General features: G+C 72.8%; 16 protein-coding genes and 1 pseudogene. 14 read left to right on the top strand and 3 right to left on the bottom strand.

From position 1 onward, the window contains the following. Nucleotides 1-151: 151 nt before the first annotated feature. Nucleotides 152-1,144, bottom strand: coding sequence for an ATP-binding protein (locus ACIP82_RS13260; RefSeq protein WP_400653442.1), 993 nt, complete (start codon nucleotides 1,142-1,144; stop codon nucleotides 152-154). Nucleotides 1,145-1,370: 226 nt separating this feature from the next. Here ACIP82_RS13260 and ACIP82_RS13265 point away from each other — a divergent pair, with 226 nt between their 5' ends. After that, nucleotides 1,371-2,264, top strand: coding sequence for an oxidoreductase (locus ACIP82_RS13265; protein ID WP_363604099.1), 894 nt, complete (start codon nucleotides 1,371-1,373; stop codon nucleotides 2,262-2,264). A gap of 412 nt (nucleotides 2,265-2,676) precedes the next feature. On the opposite strand, the gene ACIP82_RS13270 is transcribed toward ACIP82_RS13265, so the two are convergent. Then, entirely contained in the window at nucleotides 2,677-3,576 is a 900-nt protein-coding gene (locus ACIP82_RS13270; RefSeq protein ID WP_400653444.1) for an HAD family hydrolase, read from the bottom strand. 691 nt (nucleotides 3,577-4,267) lie between these two features. On the opposite strand from ACIP82_RS13270, the gene ssd reads away from it, so the two are divergent. From ssd to ACIP82_RS13305, 7 genes and pseudogenes are all read left to right on the top strand, one after another. Beyond that, entirely contained in the window at nucleotides 4,268-5,392 is a 1,125-nt protein-coding gene (gene ssd / locus ACIP82_RS13275; protein WP_400653446.1) for a septum site-determining protein Ssd, read from the top strand. Between the two features lie 173 nt (nucleotides 5,393-5,565). Beyond that, a complete protein-coding gene (locus ACIP82_RS13280) occupies nucleotides 5,566-6,735 on the top strand; it encodes a TadA family conjugal transfer-associated ATPase (RefSeq protein ID WP_400653559.1) in 1,170 nt (389 codons plus the stop codon). A 499-nt stretch (nucleotides 6,736-7,234) separates the two neighbouring features. Next, entirely contained in the window at nucleotides 7,235-7,975 is a 741-nt protein-coding gene (locus ACIP82_RS13285) for a type II secretion system F family protein (protein ID WP_400653448.1), read from the top strand. Between the two features lie 248 nt (nucleotides 7,976-8,223). After that, the gene (locus ACIP82_RS13290) at nucleotides 8,224-8,817 is read left to right on the top strand and encodes a type II secretion system F family protein (RefSeq protein ID WP_400653450.1); all 594 of its coding nucleotides are present in this window, start codon (nucleotides 8,224-8,226) and stop codon (nucleotides 8,815-8,817) included. Nucleotides 8,818-8,977: 160 nt separating this feature from the next. Then, on the top strand, nucleotides 8,978-9,190 hold the full coding sequence (locus tag ACIP82_RS13295; RefSeq protein ID WP_363604203.1) for a DUF4244 domain-containing protein: 213 nt from the start codon (nucleotides 8,978-8,980) through the stop codon (nucleotides 9,188-9,190). Between the two features lie 10 nt (nucleotides 9,191-9,200). Then, nucleotides 9,201-9,674, top strand: a complete 474-nt coding sequence (locus ACIP82_RS13300; RefSeq protein WP_400653452.1) for a TadE family type IV pilus minor pilin — start codon at nucleotides 9,201-9,203, stop codon at nucleotides 9,672-9,674. Then, nucleotides 9,662-10,045, top strand: a pseudogene (locus ACIP82_RS13305) (Rv3654c family TadE-like protein); the annotation flags it as partial. The gene ACIP82_RS13300 and the pseudogene ACIP82_RS13305, both read left to right, overlap by 13 nt. Before the next feature lie 141 nt (nucleotides 10,046-10,186). On the opposite strand, the gene ACIP82_RS13310 reads toward ACIP82_RS13305, so the two are convergent. Continuing rightward, on the bottom strand, nucleotides 10,187-12,607 hold the full coding sequence (locus ACIP82_RS13310) for a DEAD/DEAH box helicase (protein WP_400653454.1): 2,421 nt from the start codon (nucleotides 12,605-12,607) through the stop codon (nucleotides 10,187-10,189). 222 nt (nucleotides 12,608-12,829) lie between these two features. Here ACIP82_RS13310 and bldG point away from each other — a divergent pair, with 222 nt between their 5' ends. The 6 genes from bldG (at nucleotide 12,830) to topA (ending at nucleotide 20,638) form a co-directional block, all read left to right on the top strand. After that, nucleotides 12,830-13,171: an anti-sigma factor antagonist BldG gene (gene bldG, locus ACIP82_RS13315; RefSeq protein WP_148644090.1), complete on the top strand. Its 342-nt coding sequence runs from the start codon at nucleotides 12,830-12,832 to the stop codon at nucleotides 13,169-13,171. A gap of 158 nt (nucleotides 13,172-13,329) precedes the next feature. Next, nucleotides 13,330-13,749, top strand: a complete 420-nt coding sequence (locus ACIP82_RS13320) for an ATP-binding protein (RefSeq protein WP_363604108.1) — start codon at nucleotides 13,330-13,332, stop codon at nucleotides 13,747-13,749. A gap of 436 nt (nucleotides 13,750-14,185) precedes the next feature. Continuing rightward, a complete protein-coding gene (locus ACIP82_RS13325) occupies nucleotides 14,186-14,938 on the top strand; it encodes a small secreted protein (RefSeq protein WP_400653456.1) in 753 nt (250 codons plus the stop codon). A 200-nt stretch (nucleotides 14,939-15,138) separates the two neighbouring features. After that, on the top strand, nucleotides 15,139-16,671 hold the full coding sequence (locus ACIP82_RS13330) for a methyltransferase (RefSeq protein ID WP_363604111.1): 1,533 nt from the start codon (nucleotides 15,139-15,141) through the stop codon (nucleotides 16,669-16,671). Between the two features lie 176 nt (nucleotides 16,672-16,847). Then, entirely contained in the window at nucleotides 16,848-17,309 is a 462-nt protein-coding gene (locus ACIP82_RS13335) for a DUF3592 domain-containing protein (protein WP_400653458.1), read from the top strand. A 440-nt stretch (nucleotides 17,310-17,749) separates the two neighbouring features. Next, a complete protein-coding gene (topA, locus tag ACIP82_RS13340; protein ID WP_400653459.1) occupies nucleotides 17,750-20,638 on the top strand; it encodes a type I DNA topoisomerase in 2,889 nt (962 codons plus the stop codon). Nucleotides 20,639-20,692: the final 54 nt, after the last annotated feature.

The following is a 20,692-nucleotide window of genomic DNA, read 5'->3' on the forward strand; positions in this document are numbered from 1 at the left end:
TGGGCCCGGTGCCCCCCATTCCCCCTTGGGGTGGGGGTACAAACTCGGGCAAATGGGCGGGGGCGGGGGGGGGGGGCGGGGGGGGCGGGGCCCCCCGGGGGGGGGGGCGCCCGCGGCCCGTTCGGTGTCGGATGTGCCCTGTGGCCGCCGGTCAGGCGCGTGCGCCGGCCGCTGTGCTCTGCTCGCCGCCGAGTAGGAACTCGCCGTCGACCTGGCTCGCGAGGTCGAGGCCGACCTTGGCGTTGGCCCAGCTCTCGGCGTTGCGGAGGTGGAAGAGGACGGCCTGCTCGGTGTAGCGGCGGGCGTCCCGGCGGTCGTAGGCGGCGTCGACCTCGACCCGCAGCCGCTCCAGGACGGCGCGGTTGGCCGGCTCCAGAACCCGCAGTGGGGGTTCGGCGCCCTGCTCCAGGCGGCGCACCCAGTCGGACTGCCCGAAGGTGGCCAGCAGGTCGTCGCCGACCTCGCGGCGCAGGAAATCCAGATCGCCCGGACCCTGCACCTTGTTGCCGACCACGTGCAGCTCGACGCCGAAGTCGCGGGCGTAGTCCTTGTACTGGCGGTAGACGGAGACGCCCTTGCGAGTCGGTTCGGCCACCAGGAAGGTGAGGTCGAAGCGGGTGAACAGGCCGGAGGCGAAGGAGTCGGAGCCCGCCGTCATGTCGGTGACCACATACTCGTCCCGCCCGTCCACCAGGTGGTTGAGCAGCAGTTCGACCGCGCCGACCTTGGAGTGGTAGCAGGCCACCCCGAGATCCTCCTCGGTGAAGGCGCCCGTCGCCAGCAGTCGCACGGATCCCTCGTCGAGCATGACCGGGCGGGCGCAGGCCGTGTACACCGGGTTCTCCTCGACGATCCGGAGCAGTCGCGAACCCCGGCCTGGCGGCGTGGTCTTGATCATCTCTGCGGCGGAGCCGATCAGGGGGTTGCTGCCGCGCAGATACTCCTTGATCTCCGGCAGGCGTGCGCCGAGCGAGGGCAGCTCTGCGGCCTGGGCGTCAGTCAGTCCGAGTGCGGGGCCGAGGTGCTGGTTGATGTCGGCGTCGACGGCGAGGACCGGGCGGCCGGTGGCGGCCAGGTGGCGGATGAACAGTGAGGACAGCGTGGTCTTGCCGCTGCCGCCCTTGCCGACGAAGGCGATCTTCATCTGGGACTCCGGCTCTCGCTCTGGGCCCTCGCTCCGGGCCTCTTTGCTCGCGGCCTCGTGCGCCGAGGTCGACGGTCCCCAAACCTGGAAACCGTTATCGTCTCCGATAGTGGCCATGCTATCCAGGGTTTCGGGTTCCTCGTCGAAGGGAAGTGAGGATTGCCTCGAACGGGTGATATGGGGTTGCTGTTCCGGGAAATGCCCTCCGTTCATTACTCTCGGGTAGGTGAGCACTGGAACAGATCCCCTCGCCCCGCTGGCCCAGCTCCCCGGAGTGCCCGACGCGGTGGCCGAGGTGCGCAAGGCCGTCGACCGCCTCTACGGTCACCGGGTGATGCGCCGCCGCGCGGCCGAGGTCACCTCCGAGTCGGCGCTGCGCGGCGCCCGTGCCTCGGCGGCACTGGCCGGGGCGGACTGGCCGCTGGAGGAGGTTCGCAGGCGCAGCGACTTCGGCGCGGACCCCGATGCCCGGACGGTCGGCGCGGCCCTGCGGATCGCCGCCGAGGCCGGTCAGCTGCTGAGCGCCTGGCGGCACTCGCCGCTTCAGGTGCTGGCCCGGCTGCACCTGCTGGCGGTCGGCGACGCCGACGCGTCGGCCGGGCGGCCGCGACAGTCCGGGGAGACCGCCGAGGCGCTGTTCCCGTTGGAGCTCAAGCCGGTGGAGAGCGTCGAGGTCGAGGCCGCGACCGGCGGGCCGGTGGCCGAACTGTCTCCAGCCCCCGGGGCCGACGAGGTGGCCGCCCGGCTCGACCAGCTCTCCCGGCTGCTGATCGCCCGCGGGGAGGGGCAGGGGGTGGGGACGCCGGCCCTGGTGGTGGCCTCGGTGGTGCACGGGGAGCTGTTGGCGCTGCGGCCGTTCGCCTCCCACAACGGCGTGATCGCGCGCGCCGCGCAGCGGATCGTACTGATCGCCGAGGGGCTCGACCCGAAGGCGATCTGTCCGGTCGAGGTCGGCCTGGCGGAACTGGGCACGGACGCCTACCGGCGGTCGCTGGCCGGCTATCTGGCGGGCACCCCGGAGGGGCTGGCGGACTGGATCGGCCACTGCGGCCGGGCGCTGCGCCTGGGCGTGCGGGAGAGTACGGCGGTCTGCGAGGCGATGCAGCGCGGCATGGTCTGAGCCGGGCCCGACGCGACGGACCCGGGCCGTGAGGCCCGGGTCCGAGGAGGCGGAAGATGCGGCGGCACTCGATCCTGCCGGGTGCCGCCGCTGGTACAGATGCCGGGTGACCATGCATGCACCGGAAGTGCCCATCAGACGGGGATCCTGCCCGTTCGTCTGGTGCGGCGGCCCGACAGCGGGTCGGCTGCATGTGGGTGCTCAGTTATCCGTACGCGCGGTCCGTGTGGCCTGAACTGCGTTGTCGGTTTGACCTCTTAGGTCCTGACCGGGTCTCGCGGGCCGTGCTTCATTTGTATCGCGTTTTGGGCGAAAGGGGAACCCGAAATGAGAAGTCTTCGCCTTTTGACCGTTTTGTCCTAGGCGGGCCGGCCCTGCCGTCCTGGAGCGGCGGGCGTCAGGCCCGGAGGGGTCAGGCCGCCGGCCGCCGACGCCTGGCCGCGTACCAGATCACCCCGGCGGTCAGCACGGCCGTGCCGACGGCCACGGCCGTCAGGACGGAGCCGCTCGGTGCCGAGAACTCCGGGAGCCGCCGCCGCAGTTCCACCGGGCGGTCGAAGACCAGTACCGGCCACTCGCGGGCCACCGCCTCCTTGCGCAGGGCGCGGTCCGGGTTGACCGCCGACGGGTGACCCACCGCCTCCAGCAGCGGCAGGTCGGTGGACGAGTCGCTGTAGGCGTAGCACGCGGCGAGGTCGTAGCCCTCGACCTCGGCCAACTCCCGGATGGCCGCCGCCTTGTTCTCGGCGTAGGCGTAGTACTCGATCTCGCCGGTGTAGCAACCGTCCTCGATCTTCAGCCGGGTGGCGATCACGTGGTCCGCGCCGAGCAGGGCGCCGATCGGCTCGACCACCTCGGAACCGGAACTGCTGACGATCACCACGTCGCGGCCGGCCGCATGGTGCTGCTCGATCAGGGAGGCGGCCTCGTCGTAGATGATCGGATCGATCAGGTTGTGCAGGGTCTCGGCGACGATCTCGCGGACCTGCTGGACGTTCCAGCCCCGGGTGAGCGCGGAGAGATACTCGCGCATCTTCTCCATCTGGTCGTGATCCGCTCCGCCGACCAGGAAGACGAACTGGGCGTACGCGCTGCGGAGTACGGCCCGACGGTTGATCAGACCGCCCTGGTAGAAAGGCCGGCTGAAAGCCAGCGCGCTCGACTTGGCGATGATGGTCTTGTCCAGGTCGAAGAAGGCCGCCGTGCGCGGGCCGCCCGTCCGCGGATGGGCGGGTGAGGAGGCCCCACCGGTCCTGGTGGTGCCGTTCGGGGACTCGTCGGCGTACTCGTCGGCGTTCTCGGTGGTGTCCACGGGAACCGAGGATAGAGGGCACCGCAAAACACCCCGCCATTCGGTGTACTCGTGAGCGCGCGGGTTTGTGTTTCTGGCCGCTCGGGTACACCATGGAAGTCACGGATCGTTCGCGACCGTGCTAACCCGGTCCGGCTCCTCCCCCCCGAGTCGGGCTGTGGATAGACGACCCCCGCTCTCCCCCCCGGCGGGGGTCGTCGCACGTCCGGGGCCATTTTCAGGGTTTGAAAGCCTCGCTCCGAGGATGCCGCCGATGGTCCGGGCGGCACGTACAAGGGGTGTCGGGGCGGGCGTCCAGGGATCTGATTTCGTCACTCTGCGTTGCTGATTACTCTCAGTTGTCGATGGCCCGGCGGCGCGCCGAATAGGCCTCGCAGACGTCCCGAAGTGAGGTCGGCCGACGTCGGCCGGGGATCGTGTGAGCCGCGTGCCGGTTCTTCTCGGTGAGCCCGTTTCGTCAATTCTTTGCTCAATAGCCCCCCGCCCGGGTGAACGTAGTTATCCACAGCTCCGAGTTGTCCACAGGGATTCGGAACCGGGCTGACGCAACCCCGATCGCGCTCCACCGTGGTGGTCGGCAGCGGTTGCCGGGCTCGTCCTGCGGGGCGGGCCGGGCAACCGCCTGCCGGGACCATCCGGATGTGCGCCCGGACCGCTCCGTGCGGACGGGCGCCGCACAGGGGAGAGCGCCATGTCGACACCCACCGCCGACCACACCGCCGCCGACGGCCCCGAGGCCACCGGCCCGCTCGTCGTCACCGAGGACGAGGGCCTGGCAGAGCACCTGCTGCGGCTCTGCGCGGCCGCCGGCACCGAACCCCAGCTGATCCGGGGAGCCTCGCCGCCGCGCGGGCTCTGGGAGGGCTCGTCACTCGTGCTGGTCGGGGACGACCAGGCCGACCGGTGTGCCGGGTTGCCCCGCCGCAACGGGGTGCTGTTGCTCGGACTGGACCTGGACGACCCCGAGGTGTGGGTCAGGGCCGTCCAACTCGGCGCCGAGCACGTGTTGTTCCTGCCCGACGCCGAGGCCTGGCTGCTCGACCGGATCGCGGACGCGGCCGAAGGCGTCGGGACACCGGCGCTCACCCTCTCGGTCCTCGGAGGCCGGGGCGGTGCCGGTGCCTCCACCCTGGCCTGCGCGCTCGCGGCCACGGCCGCGCGGACCGGCCGCCGGACCATACTCATCGACGGTGATCCGCTCGGCGGCGGGCTCGACATCCTGCTCGGCGGGGAGGCGGCCGTGGGTCTGCGCTGGCCCGACCTGGCCGGTTCGCGGGGCCGGGTCAGCGGTGCCGAGCTGGCCAAGGCGTTGCCGGTCCTGAAGCGGCTGACGGCCCTGTCCTGCCTGTCCTGGGACCGTGGCGACACCCTGACCGTGCCGCCCGAGGCCATGCGCAGTGTGCTGGCCGCCGCCCGCCGACGCGGCGGCCTCGTGGTGATCGACGTACCGCGCCACCTCGATCCGGCGGCCGGGCAGGCGCTGGAACAGTCCGACCTGGCACTGCTGGTGGTGCCGGCCGAACTGCGCGCGGTGGCGGCCGCCGACCGGGTCGCGGCAGCGGCCCGCATGCGGCTCGGCGACGTACGGGTGGTGGTGCGCCCGCTGCGGCCCTTCGGCCTCCCGGCCCGCCGGATCGCCCGGGGGCTTCGGCTCGAACTCGCGGGAGAGCTGGATCCGGAGCCCGGGCTGGCCGCCGATGTCGAGAAGGGTGTGCCGCCCGGGATCCGTGAGAACGGTCCGCTCGCGCGGTTCTGCGAGACCTTTCTGGACGAGGTGCTGCCGCCGGTGCCGGTGGCCGGAGGAGGGGTGTACTGATGGTCCGTCTGCGTGGAAACCGCGTCGTGGGCAGCGCTGAAAGCCGCCGGGGCTATGTGCGCGAGCACCGGCCGCTCAGGAGCGTGGCGGCGGACGCCCGGCCGCCGGAGCCGGAATCGCGGCCGGAGCCGCACCCCTATGGGCGGACGGCCAGGGAGGAACGGACGGCGGCGCTGGTGGACGCCGTGCGCTTGCGCTTGGCCGAGTCGGGGGCCGCTCCGACGGCCGGGTCCGTCGCGGCCGCACTGCGGGCCACCCGGCCCCCGCTCGGTGGCGGCGAAGTCCTGGACACCGTGCGCTCGCTGCGGGCCGAACTGGTGGGTGCGGGCCCGCTGGACCGGCTGCTGTCGGCGCCCGGTGTCACGGATGTTCTGGTCAACGGCCCGGACGAGGTGTGGGTTGACCGGGGTAGCGGCCTACGGCGGGCCACCGGGGTCCGCTTCGTCGACGCGGACGCGGTACGGCGGCTGGCCCACCGGCTCGCCACCGCGGCCGGGCGGCGGCTCGACGACGCCCGGCCCTGGGTGGACGCCCGACTGCCGGACGGCACCAGGCTGCACGCGGTGCTGCCGCCGATCGCGGCCGGTTGCACCCACATCTCCCTGCGGGTCTGCCGGCCCCGTCCGTTCACGCTCGACGAGTTGGTGGCCGGTGGGGCACTGCCGGCGGGCGGTGTCCAACTCCTGGCTGGGATCCTGCGGGCGCGGCTGTCCCTGCTGGTCAGCGGCGGCACCGGGACGGGCAAGACCACCCTGCTGGCGGCACTGCTCGGCTTGGCCGAACCGACCGAGCGGATCGTCGTCGCCGAGGATTCCGCCGAGCTGCAACCGGCTCATCCGCATGTGGTCCGTCTGCAGAGCCGGCCGCCCAATCAGGAGGGGCTCGGCGAACTCACCCTGCGGGATCTCGTCCGCCAGGCGCTGCGGATGCGCCCCGACCGGCTGGTCATCGGTGAGGTCCGAGGGGCTGAGGTCTCGGATCTGCTGGCTGCGTTGAACACCGGGCACGAGGGCGGTTGCGGGACCGTCCACGCGAACACGGCGGCGGACGTCCCGGTCCGGCTGGAGGCGCTCGGGTCGCTCGCGGGGCTCGACCGGCCGTCGCTGCACAGCCAACTCCGGGCCGCACTCGACGTGGTGGTGCACCTGGTGAGGGACCCGGGAACCGGCCGGCGGAGGGTTGCCGAGATCCACACACTGGCCGGCGACCGCGAAGGTCTGGCCGTCACCACCCCGGCGGTGACGTTCACGGCGGACGGAGCCACGGTGCCCGGGGCGGGCTGGGAGCGGCTCGTCCGGCTGCTCGCGACGCGCGGGGTGACGCTCACGGACGGTCCGCCGTGACGGCGGAGGCGGCGGCGCTGGCGGGTGCGAGCGTCCGGCCGGCGGAGGTGGCGTTCGTCCTGCTGCTGTGCGGATGTGTGGCCGGCGCCCTGACGCTGCTCGGGGTACGGGGCAGGAATGGCCGACCCGGAAGAAAGAGGGATTTGACATGACGATACATCAGATCGCCTTGTGCTGGACGTTGGTGCTCTGTGTGGTGGCGCTGGCGGGCTGGCGCTCATTGCAGCGACAGGTGGCGGGCGTCCGGCGGCACGGGCTTCTGCTGGCCGGCGATCCTGGCGGAGGAGGGGGAGGAGATGGGGGCGACGGCGGCGGTCGTATGGTGGCTCGCCGACGTTCGGCCGCCCCCGGATCAGGGGTGCCGGCGCTTCGCCGATGGGCCTGGCTGACACCAGAACTGCTTCTTCTGCCAGGAGGGTTGGCGGCCGGGCAGGCGACGGCGTCGCCCGTGCCACCGCTCGCCGCCGCGTTGGCTGTCCTCCCGCTTCGACGATGGCGGTTGCGGCGCGGCACGGAGGCGCAGGCCCGGCAGCGGGCCGGGGCGGTGGTGGAGCTCTGCGCCGGGCTGGCGGGGGAGTTGCGGAGCGGGGCGACACTGGAGCAGGCGCTGCACGTGGTCACCGCGCGCATCGCCGCCGATCGCGAGATGCTGCGCCGGATCGGCGAGGAGCCCGTGGCGCGGCTGGCGGCCGGCCGATACGGAGGGGACGTGCCCTCGGCGTTCCAACTGCTCGCCGAGCTGCCGGGCGGGAGTGGGGCGACCGCGATCGCCGCCTGCTGGCGGGTCGCCTCCGACAGCGGTTCGGGCCTGGCCACCGGGCTGGACCGGGTCGCCGAGGCGCTGCGCGGCGAGCGCGCGCTGGCCGAGGAGATCGCCGGCGAGCTGGCCGGGCCGCGGACGACGATCGCGGTTCTGGCTGTCCTGCCTGCGGCCGGATTGCTGCTCGGCGTGGCGCTCGGGGCCCGGCCGGTGGACGTTCTGCTCCACACCCCCGCCGGGCTCGCCTGTCTGGCCGTAGGCGCGGTGCTGGAATGGCTGGGCCTGGCGTGGACGTCGCGCATCGTCCGGAGTGCCTCACAGGGCGCTCTGGAGGCTCCCCAGAACGGTGGCCGGGCCGCGGCGAGGCCCGGGCCCGACGAGCGGCGGGACGGCGGTGGATGGCGGTGTGGGATCTCGCGGACGCGAGCCCGTCCCGGCCGGCCCAGCGGATCGTTCCGGGCGGAGGTGATGTCGGGGTGACCAGGGAAGCCGAATGGGCCGGCTGGGGGTCGGCCATGGCGGTGGGAGCATCGCTCCTGTGGTGGCGGGTGGCTCGGCACCGGGGCCGACGGAGGGCGGCGGTGTGGTTCCGGCCCCGGGGGCGGCCTCGACCTCGGGCCCGGCCGCGTAGCGGACAGGCCGGGCGACTCGCCGGGAGCCGCCCGGGCCGCCGGGCCGGGGCGACGGCGCGAAGTCCCGATGCCGCCGGCCGTGCACAGCACCTGGCGGTGGTGAGCTGCACGGCACTCGGTGCGGCCCTGATGGTCGGCGGTGGCATCGGCCTGGTGGCGGGCGTCCTGCTGGCCTTCGGGCTGAACCGGTGGCTGCCTCGGGCGCGGTCCCCGGTGGAGCGGCGGTCCGTACTGGAGGAGGAGCGGCTCACCCGGCAACTTCCACTGACGGCCGAGCTGCTGGCGGCTTGTCTCGGATCGGCTGCTTCGCCGGCTGTGGCGGTCGCGGCTGTCGGCCGGAGTGTGGGTGCCCCGATGGGGCCCCGGTTGGGCGCGATCGCGGCCGAACTGGCCCTGGGCGCACCGCCGGAGACTTGTTGGAGCAGGCTGGGCGAGGAGCGCCCGGCGCTGGCGCCACTGGCCCGCTGCCTGGCCCGGACGAGCCTCAGCGGGGCGCCGGTGGCCGAGCCGCTCGTCGGGCTCGCGCACGGCCACCGGAAAGCGGCCGCGCGAGCGGCGCACGTCCGTGTCCGCCGCGCCGGAGTACTCGCCACGGCGCCGCTCGGGCTCTGCTTCCTGCCGGCGTTCGTACTGATCAGCGTTGTTCCGGTGGTTATCGGGCTCACCGCGCGCTTTGCGCAGTCGATGTGACGAGACCTCAAGAGTGCTTATTTCTATTCGAGTTGTTGGTCGAGGCTGTTCGTTCTGAAGCGCGGTTTCGTGCCAATCCATCATCATCAAGGAGAGATTCATGGCTGTAGTGATCGTTCCCAGGCCCGCCGTCGGACGCGCGCATCGGGACCTGCTGGAGATGTGCCGCCGTAGAGGCCGCTGGGCGACCGGACAGATCCGTCGGGCGGTTCGCGCCAGGGCCGGATCGGACGCTGGAATGACCACGGCCGAGTACGCGGTCGGCACGCTCGGGGCGTGTGCTTTCGCCGCCGGCCTGTACAAGGTGGTGACCAGTTCGGCCGTCATCGGCGCGCTGACCGAGCTCCTGGACCGGGCGCTTCATGCGACCTGACGGACTATCGGTGGCCTGGCCGCTCCCCCGCCGTTCCCGAACCCGAACCCGAACCTGGCACCAACCCCGTCCCCGTCCCCGGACTGGGCGGGCTCGTCGGCAACGCGGTCGTGGCGACGCGGGCTTCGCCACGGCAGAGACCGCGGTGGCGCTGCCGGCACTGGTACTGCTTGCCGCGATGCTGATCTGGGGTGTACTCGCGGCGGCCGCCCAGATCCGCTGCGTGGACGCGGCTCGTGTCGGGGCCAGGGCGGCCGCGCGCGGCGAGCCGGATGCTGCCGCGATCGCCCGCTCGGCCGCCCCACCCGGGGCGGCGGTGCAGGTCGGCGTGGAGACCGACACGGTGCGGGTCACCGTGGACGCGCCGTGCGCGGGCCCTGGGAGGCTCGCCGCCGTGCTCTCCGTCCGGCTGAGCGCCACCGCTGTGGCGGCGCGGGAGGACACCCTGGTGGGCGGCGGAGGTGCCGGGTCATGGCCGTCCTGAGCCGCGTCGCGGCAACAGTGCGCCGCGGTGCGTGCGCCCGCAGGGCCCGTACCACCTGTGCCGCCCGGGCGGCGGCGGCAGGTCGCGGGCCGGACACAGGCTCCGCGACGGTCTGGCTGGTCGCGTTCGCGGTGCTCGGCTGCGCGGTGTTCTCCGCGATCCTCTCGGTCGGCGCGGTGGTCGGGGCCCGGCACCGGGCGGAGGCCGCCGCCGATCTGGCTGCCCTCGCGGCGGCCGACCGGCTGCTCCTGGACCAGGACGGCGGATGCGGCCGAGCGGCCGGGATCGCCGCCGCTCAGGGGGCCACGGTGGTGTTCTGCGCGGTGGACCGGGAGGCGGACGCCGTTGAGGTGGTGGCAGAGGTGCCGGTCCGGGGAGTGCCTGTGCATCTGCCGGTCGGTCCGGCGCGTGCCCGGGCCCGCGCCGGACCGGTCCGGGCGGTGACCGGTCTGGCGGAGGAGAGCCTCGACGCGAAGGCGGGTGACTCACGAGCCCCTGGCGCCGGACCGGGCCTACCGGCTGGCTTCCCGGCGTCCGTCCCCGCCGTCCTTCTCGCCCTCCCCGTCGTGCGTCCTGCTGCCGGCCCCGGCTCTCCCGGTGCCGGCGTCCTGGTCCGTCGTCGGGGCTCCGGCGAGCAGCACGTCCAGCAGCCGGATGGCGGCAGCCTTGTCCAGCGGGTCGTTCCCGTTGCCGCATTTGGGCGACTGCACGCAGGACGGGCACCCCCGCTCGCACTCGCAGGCCGCGATCGCCTCCCGGGTGGCCGTCAGCCACTGCACGGCCCGCTGGAAACCGCGTTCGGCGAAGCCGGCCCCGCCGGGGTGGCCGTCGTAGACGAACACGGTGGGCAACTGGGTGTCGGGGTGCAGCGGCACCGAGACGCCGCCGATGTCCCAGCGGTCGCAGGTGGCGAACAGCGGCAGTAGGCCGATCGAGGCGTGCTCGGCGGCGTGGGCGGCACCGGGGAGCTGGTCGAGCGGGATGTCCGCGTCGAGCAGCTGGTCCTCGGTGACGGACCACCAGACCGCGCGGGTGCGCAGTGTGCGGGGCGGCAGGTCGAGCTTGGTCTCGCCCATGATCTCCCCGGTCGAGATCCGCTTGCGGAGATAGCCGACCACCTGGTTGACCACCTCCACCGAACCGAAACTGAGCCGGCCCTCGCCCCACTCGACCGAGGTGTCGGTGGAGAGCACGGAGACGGAGGTGATGTCGCGGGCGGCCGTCGTGTAGGGCGGGTCGGCCGGTTCGACCAGAGCGACCGAGCTTTCCAGGTCGAGCTCCCGGACGAGGTAGCTGCGCCCCTGGTGGAGGTGGACGGCTCCGGTGTGGACGGTGGTGTGGGCGGCGGAGGCGTCCACGGTGCCGAGCAGACGGCCGGTCGGGGACTCGACGATCTGCACCGGGTTGCCCCCGCTGCCACGCAGGTCGACGGCGTCGGCGGCGCGTTCACGGCGGGTCCAGTACCAGGAGCCGTCGCTGCGCCGGCGCAGTAGCCCGCGCCGTTCCAGGACGGGCAGCAGCGGGGCGGCGGAGGGGCCGAAGAGGTCCAGGTCGGCATCGGTGAGCGGAAGTTCGGCGGCCGCGGCACACAGATGCGGGGCCAGGACGTGCGGATTGTCGGGGTCGAGCACGGTGGCCTCGACAGGTGTGGCGAACAGCGCCTCGGGGTGGTGCACCAGATAGGTGTCCAGCGGGTCGTCACGGGCGATCAGGACGGCGAGCGCGCCCTGAGCCTCGCGCCCGGCCCGTCCGGCCTGTTGCCAGAGCGAGGCCCGGGTACCGGGGTAGCCGGCCATCAGGACGGCGTCCAGACCGGAGATGTCGACGCCGAGTTCGAGAGCGGAGGTGGAGGCGAGTCCGAGCAGTCGCCCGGTGTGCAGATCGCGTTCGAGGGCCCGGCGTTCGTCGGCGAGGTAGCCGCCTCGGTAGGCGGCCACCCGGTCGGCGAGCGGGCGCCCGAGCCGGTCCTGGGCCTGGAGCGCGACGAGTTCGGCGGCCCGGCGGGAACGGACGAACACGACGGTGCGGGTCTGGTTCTCGACCAGGTCGGTCAACAGGTGGGCGGCCTCGGCCGTGGCCGTCCGCCGGACGGGCGCGCCGTGCTCGCCGACGTTCTCGGTGAGCGGCGGCTCCCAGAGCCCGAAGACCGCCGGGCCGCGCGGAGAACCGTCCTCGGTGACCGCCTCGGCGGGCAGTCCGGTGAGCCGTCGGGCGGTGGCGGCCGGGTCCGCGGTGGTGGCCGAGGCGAGCAGGAACGTGGGCGTGGAACCGTACCGGGCGCAGATCCGGCGCAGCCGCCGCAGCACTTGGGCGACGTGCGAGCCGAACACGCCCCGGTAGCTGTGGCACTCGTCGACGACCACGTACCGCAACGCCTTGAGGAAGGAGGCCCAGCGCGGATGGGCGGGCAGGATGCCGCGGTGCAGCATGTCCGGGTTGGTGAGCACGTACGAGGCGTACTGGCGCACCCACTCGCGTTCCTCGGGCGGTGTGTCGCCGTCGTAGAGGGCGGGCCGGACCCGGGGCGGGGCGAGCTCGGCGGCCCGGCGGCGCTGGTCGGCGGCGAGCGCCTTGGTGGGGGCCAGGTACAGGGCGGTGGCACCGCGCCCGTTGCGGGCCTCGGTGCCGTCCAGCAGGTCGCTGAGCACCGGGGCCAGGTAGCCGAGCGACTTGCCCGAAGCGGTGCCTGTGGCGATCACCACAGTATGGCCGGATTTGGCCAGATTCATCGCTTCTGCCTGATGAGCCCAGGGCTGCTCCACGCCCAGAGCCAGGGCGGAGGCCACGATCTCGGGCCGGATCGAGTCGGGCCACGGCGAATAACGGGCGGGTCGGGCGGGAAGGTGCTCCGTATGGGTGAGTCGGTCGGACCGCCCCCTGGTGGTGGACAGGGTCGTGAGCAGTGCCTCGGGCAGGCTGTGTCGGGGCGGCATGAGGACCCAGTGTGTCACCGGCGTGACGCAGAATCGTCGTAAGCCATCGTGCGGGCATGGTCGCAGGTGGTTGAATGTGGCCGTGACGGCCGTACGGCCGGGGGTCGCAGCGCTGAGGCTCGCCACGCGTTGGCTGGGTGTGTCCGGCGTTCGTGACCATGCGGTGACGGCCGTCCGGCCGAGGATCGCAATGACGTAGCAAGGCAAGGTGCTGGAGGTTCCGTGGACCTGTCCCTGTCGACCCGTACAGTCGGCGACCGCACGGTCGTCGAGGTTGGCGGCGAGATCGATGTGTACACCGCCCCGAAGCTGCGCGAGCAGCTGGTCGAGCTCGTCAACGACGGCAACTACCACCTCGTCGTCGACATGGAGGGCGTGGACTTCCTCGACTCGACCGGTCTGGGCGTGCTGGTGGGCGGTCTCAAGCGAGTGCGCGCTCACGAGGGCTCGCTGCGCCTGGTGTGCAACCAGGAGCGCATCCTGAAGATCTTCCGTATCACCGGCCTGACCAAGGTTTTCCCGATCCACACCTCGGTGGACGACGCGGTCAACTCGACCGACTGACGCGGCCGGGCCGGCCCTGCGGCCGGCCCGCCCGATTCACGCGTCCGGGGTGCCCGGGGCCCTGTGCCCCGGTCGCCTCCGGTCGCCCCGGGGCCGGTGGAGACCGGCCCGTACGGGCCGCATGGTCGGCCCCGGTCGGAGTACCCCGAGGGGGAGAGATGGCAACCGTCGAACTTCGATTCAGCGCGCTTCCCGAGCACGTGCGTACGGCCCGGCTGGTCGCCGCGGCAGTCGCCAGACGTGCCGGCGTCGACGAGTCGGTGCTCGACGAGGTGCGGCTCGCCGTGGGTGAGGCGTGTTCCCGTGCCGTCGGCCTGCACCAGCGCGGTGGCATCACCGGCGCGGTCCGGGTGGCGCTCACCGACCAGGAGAAGCGTTTCCTCATCGAGGTCGAGGACGAAGCCGGTCCCGCTACCGTCCCGCCTCCGGGTGCGACCGAGGGCGCGGACCCGGACGAGGACACCCTGGGCCTCGCCGTCATCACCGGCCTGGTCGAGGACCTGGAGGTCACCAGCGGAGCCGGTGGCGGCCTGATCCGGATGAGTTGGCCGGTTTCGGTCGACGCGGTGACGGTCTGATCCAGCGACGTCGGCTCGTTGGGTCCCGGCCCGCCAAGCACCGGCCTGCCAAGTACCGGCTCGCGAAGCACTGACCCGCCGAACGCCGACCTGCCGGGTACCGGCCGGCCGAGTGCTGGTCCCGGGTATCTGTTCACGGCTCGCTGTCGTGCCTTGCCTTGCTCTGAGCCGGTGCCTGCTCTCGACCGCCTCCCCGGCGCTGATGCCATTGCTCGGCGTTCTGGCCGGACCGGGACGGTCTCGCGCTGCCGTCCGTACCGGTGCCCGGGGGCTGTGGGCGGGGCAGACGACTGGGCAGGCGGTCCGAATCCGGGGTGGGCGGGCCTGAACCGGCGCCCGGCGCGGAGCGGGTGGCCGAATACGGGCGGGAACCGGGGGCGGTGCGGCGGCCGTGTAGGTTCGCAGTTCGACGACCGAAACCGAAAGGGCTTCTCCGGTGAACAAGCGACTGCTGGCCGTACCCGCGCTCGGCGCGCTGCTCGCGTTCGGCGCCGTCGGCTGCGGCGACGACAACAGCAAGCAGCTGGAGTCCTGGGCGGCGAACGTCTGCGGCGCGGCCAAGGACCCGATCGCCCAGGCGCAGACGGCACTCGCGGACACCGGCCAGGTGAAGACCGGCGAGGCCCCGGGCGACCTGCAGAAGCGGCTCTCGACGGACATAGGCCGCCTGGCCAAGACCAACCAGGACATCGCCGCCGCCATCAACTCGGCCGGAGCGCCCAAGGTGGACGACGGGGCGAACCTCCAGAAGGACACCGTCGCGGAGCTCAACAAGGCGGCGGACGGCTACCTGGACGTCCAGAAGAAGGTGGACGCGCTGCCCAATACGGACCAGGCGAAGTTCGCGGACGGGTTGCGCAGCGTCGCCGACCAGGTGCAGCAGCTGGCCTCGCTGTCCACCCAGGCGCAGGCCAAGCTGCAGCGCGGCGAGCTCGGTGCCGCGATGGCCAAGCAGGAGGGCTGCAAGCCGGGCGCGGCCGGTGCGGCCCCGACCACCGGGGCGAGCGGCGCCCCGGCCACCGGCACCCCGGCCACTGACGCCCCGGCGAGCGGTGCCCCGGCCACCGACGGCGCCGGCGGAACGCCCGCCCCCGGCGCCACGGACGGCACGAGCCCGGCCACGAGCCCCACCGGGACGGACACGGGTGCGGCGTCGACCCCGCCCGCACCCGCCCCCTCGGCGAGCTGAGGCCGCTGGGGACCTGTCGAGACTCGCCGGGGCCGCCGGGGCCGCTGACTGCGGAGACCCGTTGAGACTCACTGAGACTCACTGAGACTCACTGAGACTCACTGAGACCCATGGAGATCCGTTGAGGCCTGCCCAGGCGGGCCCGTTCGGGCGTGGCCCGGCGAGCGGTCGGCGGCGGCGGGTCGGGAGACAATGGCGGGGTGATCAGTAGCCCCGTTCTCGACCAGACCCGCCTCGCCAAACTGCGCGAGGCACTGCTCGCCGCCTCGTACACCGCCGACGGCTGCCTCGGCCTGCTCGGGCCCACCGGGTACGCGGCGCTGGCCCGCAGCGAGGCGGTCCCGGCGCTGCGCGCCACCCGCGGCGGCAGCCCGCTGGAGACGCTGGTGCGGCTTTTCCTGTTGCAGCAGCCCGTCCCGTACCGGGCGGCCGCTGCCGCCCTGCCCGTCGAGGACTGCCTGGCCGACGGCTGGCTGCGTCCGGACGGCGACCTGGTGCGAGCCACCGTGGACATCCGTCCGTACGCCAATGAGGTCGCCGGCCTGCCGAGTTCGGACGCCTGGGTGGTCTCCGACCTGGGCTGCGCGGTCGGCGGCGCGGGCGGGATCGGCTCCGGTGAGACCGCGCAGGGAGTGGCCCGCAAGGATCTGGTGCTCGGGGTGGGCGGCGCGTCCACCACGCTGGCCAACCTCGCCGTGCGCCGGCCGGTCCGGGCCGCCCTGGACCTCGGTTCGGGCTCCGGTGTGCAGGCGCTGCACGCCGCCCGGCACGCCCAGCGGGTCACCGCCACCGACCTCAACCCCCGCGCCCTGCGGTTCACCGAACTGACCCTCGCGCTCTCCGGTTTCGACAACACCGAGACCGCCGTAGGCAGCCTCTTCGAGCCGGTCGGGGAGCGGAAGTTCGACCTGATCGTCTCCAACCCGCCGTTCGTGATCTCGCCCGCCGGCCGCTTCACCTACCGGGACGGCGGGATGGCCGGCGACGACCTGTGCCGCAGCCTGGTCCGCACCGCCGCCGCCCATCTGGAGCCCGGCGGCTACTGCCAGCTGCTCGCCAACTGGCAGCACGTCAAGGGCGAGGACTGGCACGACCGGCTGGCCGGCTGGGTCGCGGGCACCGGCCTGGACGCCTGGATCGTCCAGCGGGAGGTTCAGGACGTCGCCCAGTACGCCGAGTTGTGGCTGCGCGACGGCGGCGACCACCGCGGCCCCGGCGGCGACTACCAGGCCCGGTACGGGGAGTGGCTGGACGCCTTCGAGGCGGGCCGGGTCGAGGGCATCGGCTTCGGCTGGATCACGCTGCGCGCGGGCGGCGCCGACCGGCCGACCGTCCGGGTGGAGGAGTGGCCGCACCCGGTCGAGCAGCCGCTCGGTCCGCACATCGAGGAGTGGTTCGACCGGCAGGACTACCTGCGGACGCACGACGACGCGGGGCTGCTCGCGGCCCACTACGTGCTGGCCGACGAGGTCGTCCAGGAGCAGGTCGGCGCGCCCGGGGCGGAGGACCCGGAGCACGTGATCCTGCGGCACAACCGGGGCATGCGGCGCGCCACCAAGGTGGACACGGTGGGCGCCGGCTTCGTCGGGGTCTGCGACGGGACGCTGTCGGCCGGCGAGATCGTCGACGCCATCGCGCAGTTGCTCGGCGAGGACCGGGTGGTGCTGCGGGACCGCGTACCGGAGTCGCTGCGGCTGCTCACCGAGCAGGGGTTCATCCGGCCCGTGGACTGACGAGCGTGGACTGACGAGTCCCGCGGTCCCCGGCCCGGGCCGGCCGCTCGGACCGGGGGCCGGTTCACCTCGCCGTACCCCCTGGTTCGTCCGTCGGCCGCCGAGCGGCTGCCTCCCGTTGGCCCCCGACTGTGAGGCTCTGTCCACAGGCTGTGGACAGAGCTGGGGGCGCGGGGTTGGAGACGACGACGGCGACGGTGGGCGGCATCGTGCTCGCCCTCTTCGGCAGCGCCCTGCTTCTCTGGTGCGCCGCCGAAGTGCGCCTTCGCCACCTCGTGCGCCGCCGGGGCGTGCCCGCGGTCGCCACCGTGGTCGTCGAGGCCCACGCACACGGCGAGCTCGACAGCGCGCCGCTGCTCTCCTTCTCCGCGATGGCATCGGTCGGCGGCCCCGGGGCGGGCCGGTGCGCCGAGGCGGTGCTCACCCGGCCGCGCGGCCACACCCCGCTGCGCCGCCCGGTCCGCTTCTCGCCCGGCACCGCGGTGCGGATCTCGTACGATCCGCGCCGCCCGTCCCGGGCGGTGCTGGCGGCGGCCGAGACGGGCCGTGTCGCGCTGACGGACCTGCTCTGGAGCTCGCTCGGCGTCGGCAGCCTGGCCGCCGGCGCCTGCCTGCTGGCTGTCGCCGGCACGGTCTGACAGGCATCCGTCGTACGGTCCGGCCCGTCCGGTGGGCATCCGTCGCAGGGGGCCGGCGCGGTCCGGCGGGCGGCCGTCGTACGATCCGTCACAGGCCGGTGGACGGCTGTCGCACCGGCCGTCCCGGGTGACGGGCGGCCCACCGATTATTTGTTGACAGATTTTGAAATCCGTCATTCCATCCTTCGGAACCCGCCGAAGCCCCCCTCCACGGGGCGCGATCCTCCATCATCGGGTTACCGTTCGAGTGGCGTCGGTCGGCCTAGCCGGTGAAAAAGCGGGATCCGTCCGTTTGACAAGGGTGGCCGGGGTACGGTCACACTCCGCTGGTGGGGTCGTCGTACAGCGGCAGCCCCGGGACGGTGGAGGGGTCGGGCGGAGCGCAGCCCGTGCTGCCAGCGCCGACCAGCTCACATAACGACCGGGAGAGAAGAGCGAAGGTGTCCCCGAGCAGCGAGACCGCGCACGGACAGCGACTCGTCATTGTCGAGTCGCCGGCCAAGGCGAAGACGATCAAGGGCTACCTTGGCCCCGGCTACATCGTCGAGGCGAGCGTCGGGCACATCCGCGACCTGCCCAGCACGGCGGCCGAGGTACCGGACAAGTACACCGGCGAGGTACGCCGCCTCGGCGTGGACGTCGACCACGACTTCGCGCCCATCTACGTGGTCAACGCGGACAAGAAGTCCCAGGTCAGCAAGTTGAAGTCGTTGCTCGCGGAGTCCGACGAGCTCTTCCTCGCCACCGATGAGGACCGCGAGGGCGAGGCCATCGCGTGGCACCTCCAGCAGGTGCTCAAGCCCAAGGTGCCGGTGCACCGGATGGTGTTCCACGAGATCACCAAGACGGCGATCCAGGAGGCCGTGGCCAACCCGCGCGAGCTGAACCAGCGCCTGGTCGACGCCCAGGAGACCCGCCGCATCCTCGACCGTCTCTACGGCTTCGAGGTCTCGCCGGTGCTGTGGAAGAAGGTCATGCCGAAGCTGTCGGCGGGCCGCGTGCAGTCCGTCGCGACCCGTCTGGTGGTCGAGCGCGAGCGCGAGCGGATGGCCTTCCGCAGCGCGTCCTACTGGGACCTGGTCGGCACCTTCGGCACCGGCCGCACCCCCGCGGACGCGGCCAACCCGGAGACCTTCGGCGCCCGGCTCGCCACCGTGGACGGCAAGCGGATCGCCAGCGGCCGCGACTTCGGTTCGGACGGCCGGCTGAAGAGCGCCAGTGCGAACACGCTGCACCTGGACGAGCAGGCCGCCCGTACGCTGGCCGCCGCCCTGGAGCAGACCGCCTTCGCGGTGCGCGCCGTCGAGTCCAAGCCCTACCGCCGCTCGCCGTACGCGCCGTTCCGCACCACCACGCTCCAGCAGGAGGCCAGCCGCAAGCTGGGCTTCGGCGCGAAGCGGACCATGCAGGTGGCCCAGAAGCTGTACGAGAACGGCTTCATCACCTATATGCGTACCGACTCCACCACGCTGTCGGACACCGCGATCGCGGCCGCCCGCGCGCAGGTCACCCAGCTCTACGGTGCCGACTACCTGCCGGACGCGCCGCGGACCTACGCCAGCAAGGTCAAGAACGCGCAGGAGGCGCACGAGGCGGTCCGCCCGTCCGGCGACCGTTTCCGCACCCCCGCCGAGACCGGCCTGAGCGGTGACGACTTCCGCCTCTACGAGCTGATCTGGATGCGGACCGTCGCCTCCCAGATGAAGGACGCGGTCGGTCAGTCCGTCACCGTCAAGGTCGGTGGCGCCGCCTCGGACGGCCGGGACGTCGAGTTCTCCGCCTCCGGCAAGATCATCACCTTCCACGGCTTCCTCAAGGCCTACGTGGAGGGTGCCGACGACCCGAACGCCGAGCTGGACGACCGCGAGCGGCGCCTGCCGCAGGTCACCCAGGGGGATCCGCTCTCCGCCGAGCAGCTCACCCCCGAGGGCCACGCCACCAAGCCGCCGGCCCGCTACACCGAGGCCTCGCTGGTCAAGGAGCTGGAGGACCGCGAGATCGGCCGCCCCTCCACCTACGCCTCGATCATCGACACCATCATCGGGCGCCGCTACGTCTTCAAGAAGGGGACGGCGCTGGTGCCGTCGTTCCTCTCCTTCGCCGTGGTCAACCTGCTGGAGAAGCACTTCGGCCGGCTGGTCGACTACGACTTCACCGCGAAGATGGAGGACGACCTCGACCGGATCGCGGCCGGCGAGGCGCAGTCCGTGCCGTGGCTGAAGCGCTTCTACTTCGGTGAGGGCGAGGGCCACGCCACCGGCGGTGCCGCCGAGGCCGGCAACGGCGACGGCGACCACCTGGGCGGGCTGAAGGAACTGGTCACCGACCTCGGCGCGATCGACGCCCGGGAGATCAGCTCGTTCAAGGTCAGCGACGACATCACGCTGCGGGTCGGCCGCTACGGCCCGTACGTCGAGCGGGCCTCCGTGGTGGACGGCGAGCCCGGCCAGCGCGCCGACATCCCGGACGAGCTGCCGCCGGACGAGCTGACGGTCGAGCTGGCCGAGGAGCTGCTGGCCAAGCCCAGCGGGGACTTCGAGCTCGGCCCGGACCCGGTCAGCGGCAACATGCTGGTCGCCAAGGACGGCCGGTACGGCCCGTACGTCACCGAGATCCTGCCCGAGGGCACGCCCAAGACCGGCAAGAACGCCGTCAAGCCGCGCACCGCCTCCCTCCTCACGACGATGTCGCTGGACACCGTCACCCTGGAGGACGCGCTTCGGCTGCTCTCGCTGCCGCGCGTGGTCGGGGTGGACCCGGAGGGCGTGGAGATCACCGCGCAGAACGGCCGCTACGGCCCGTACCTCAAGCGCGGCACCGACTCGCGCTCGCTGACCAGCGAGGAGCAGATGTTCACGGTCACCCTCGAGGAGGCCCTGGCCATCTACGCCCAGCCCAAGCAGCGCGGCCGGGCCGCCGCCGCGCCGCCGCTCAAGGAGCTGGGCACCGACCCGGTCAGCGAGCGCCCGGTGGTGGTCAAGGACGGCCGCTTCGGGCCGTACGTCACCGATGGCGAGACCAACGCGACGCTCCGCAAGGACGACGAGGTCGAGACCATCACGCCCGAGCGCGGCTACGAGCTGCTCGCCGAGAAGCGGGCGCGCGGACCGGTGAAGAAGACGGCGAAGAAGGCCCCGGCCAAGAAGACGACCGCGAAGAAGACGGTCGCGAAGAAGGCCACCGCCACCAAGACGGCGGCGGCCAAGACCGCGGCCACCAAGACGACGGCGACGAAGACGGCGACCAAGACGACGGCGAAGGCCGCGGCCAAGAAGACGGCCACCAAGAAGGCCGCCGCGGGCAAGACCACCGTCACCGACGAGGGCTGACCCTCCGCCAGTGGCACCGGGCCCGCGCCTCCGCTCCGGAGGCGCGGGCCCGCG

The organism is Kitasatospora sp. NPDC088548 (genome assembly GCF_044753005.1).
Classification (GTDB): Bacteria; Actinomycetota; Actinomycetes; order Streptomycetales; family Streptomycetaceae; genus Kitasatospora.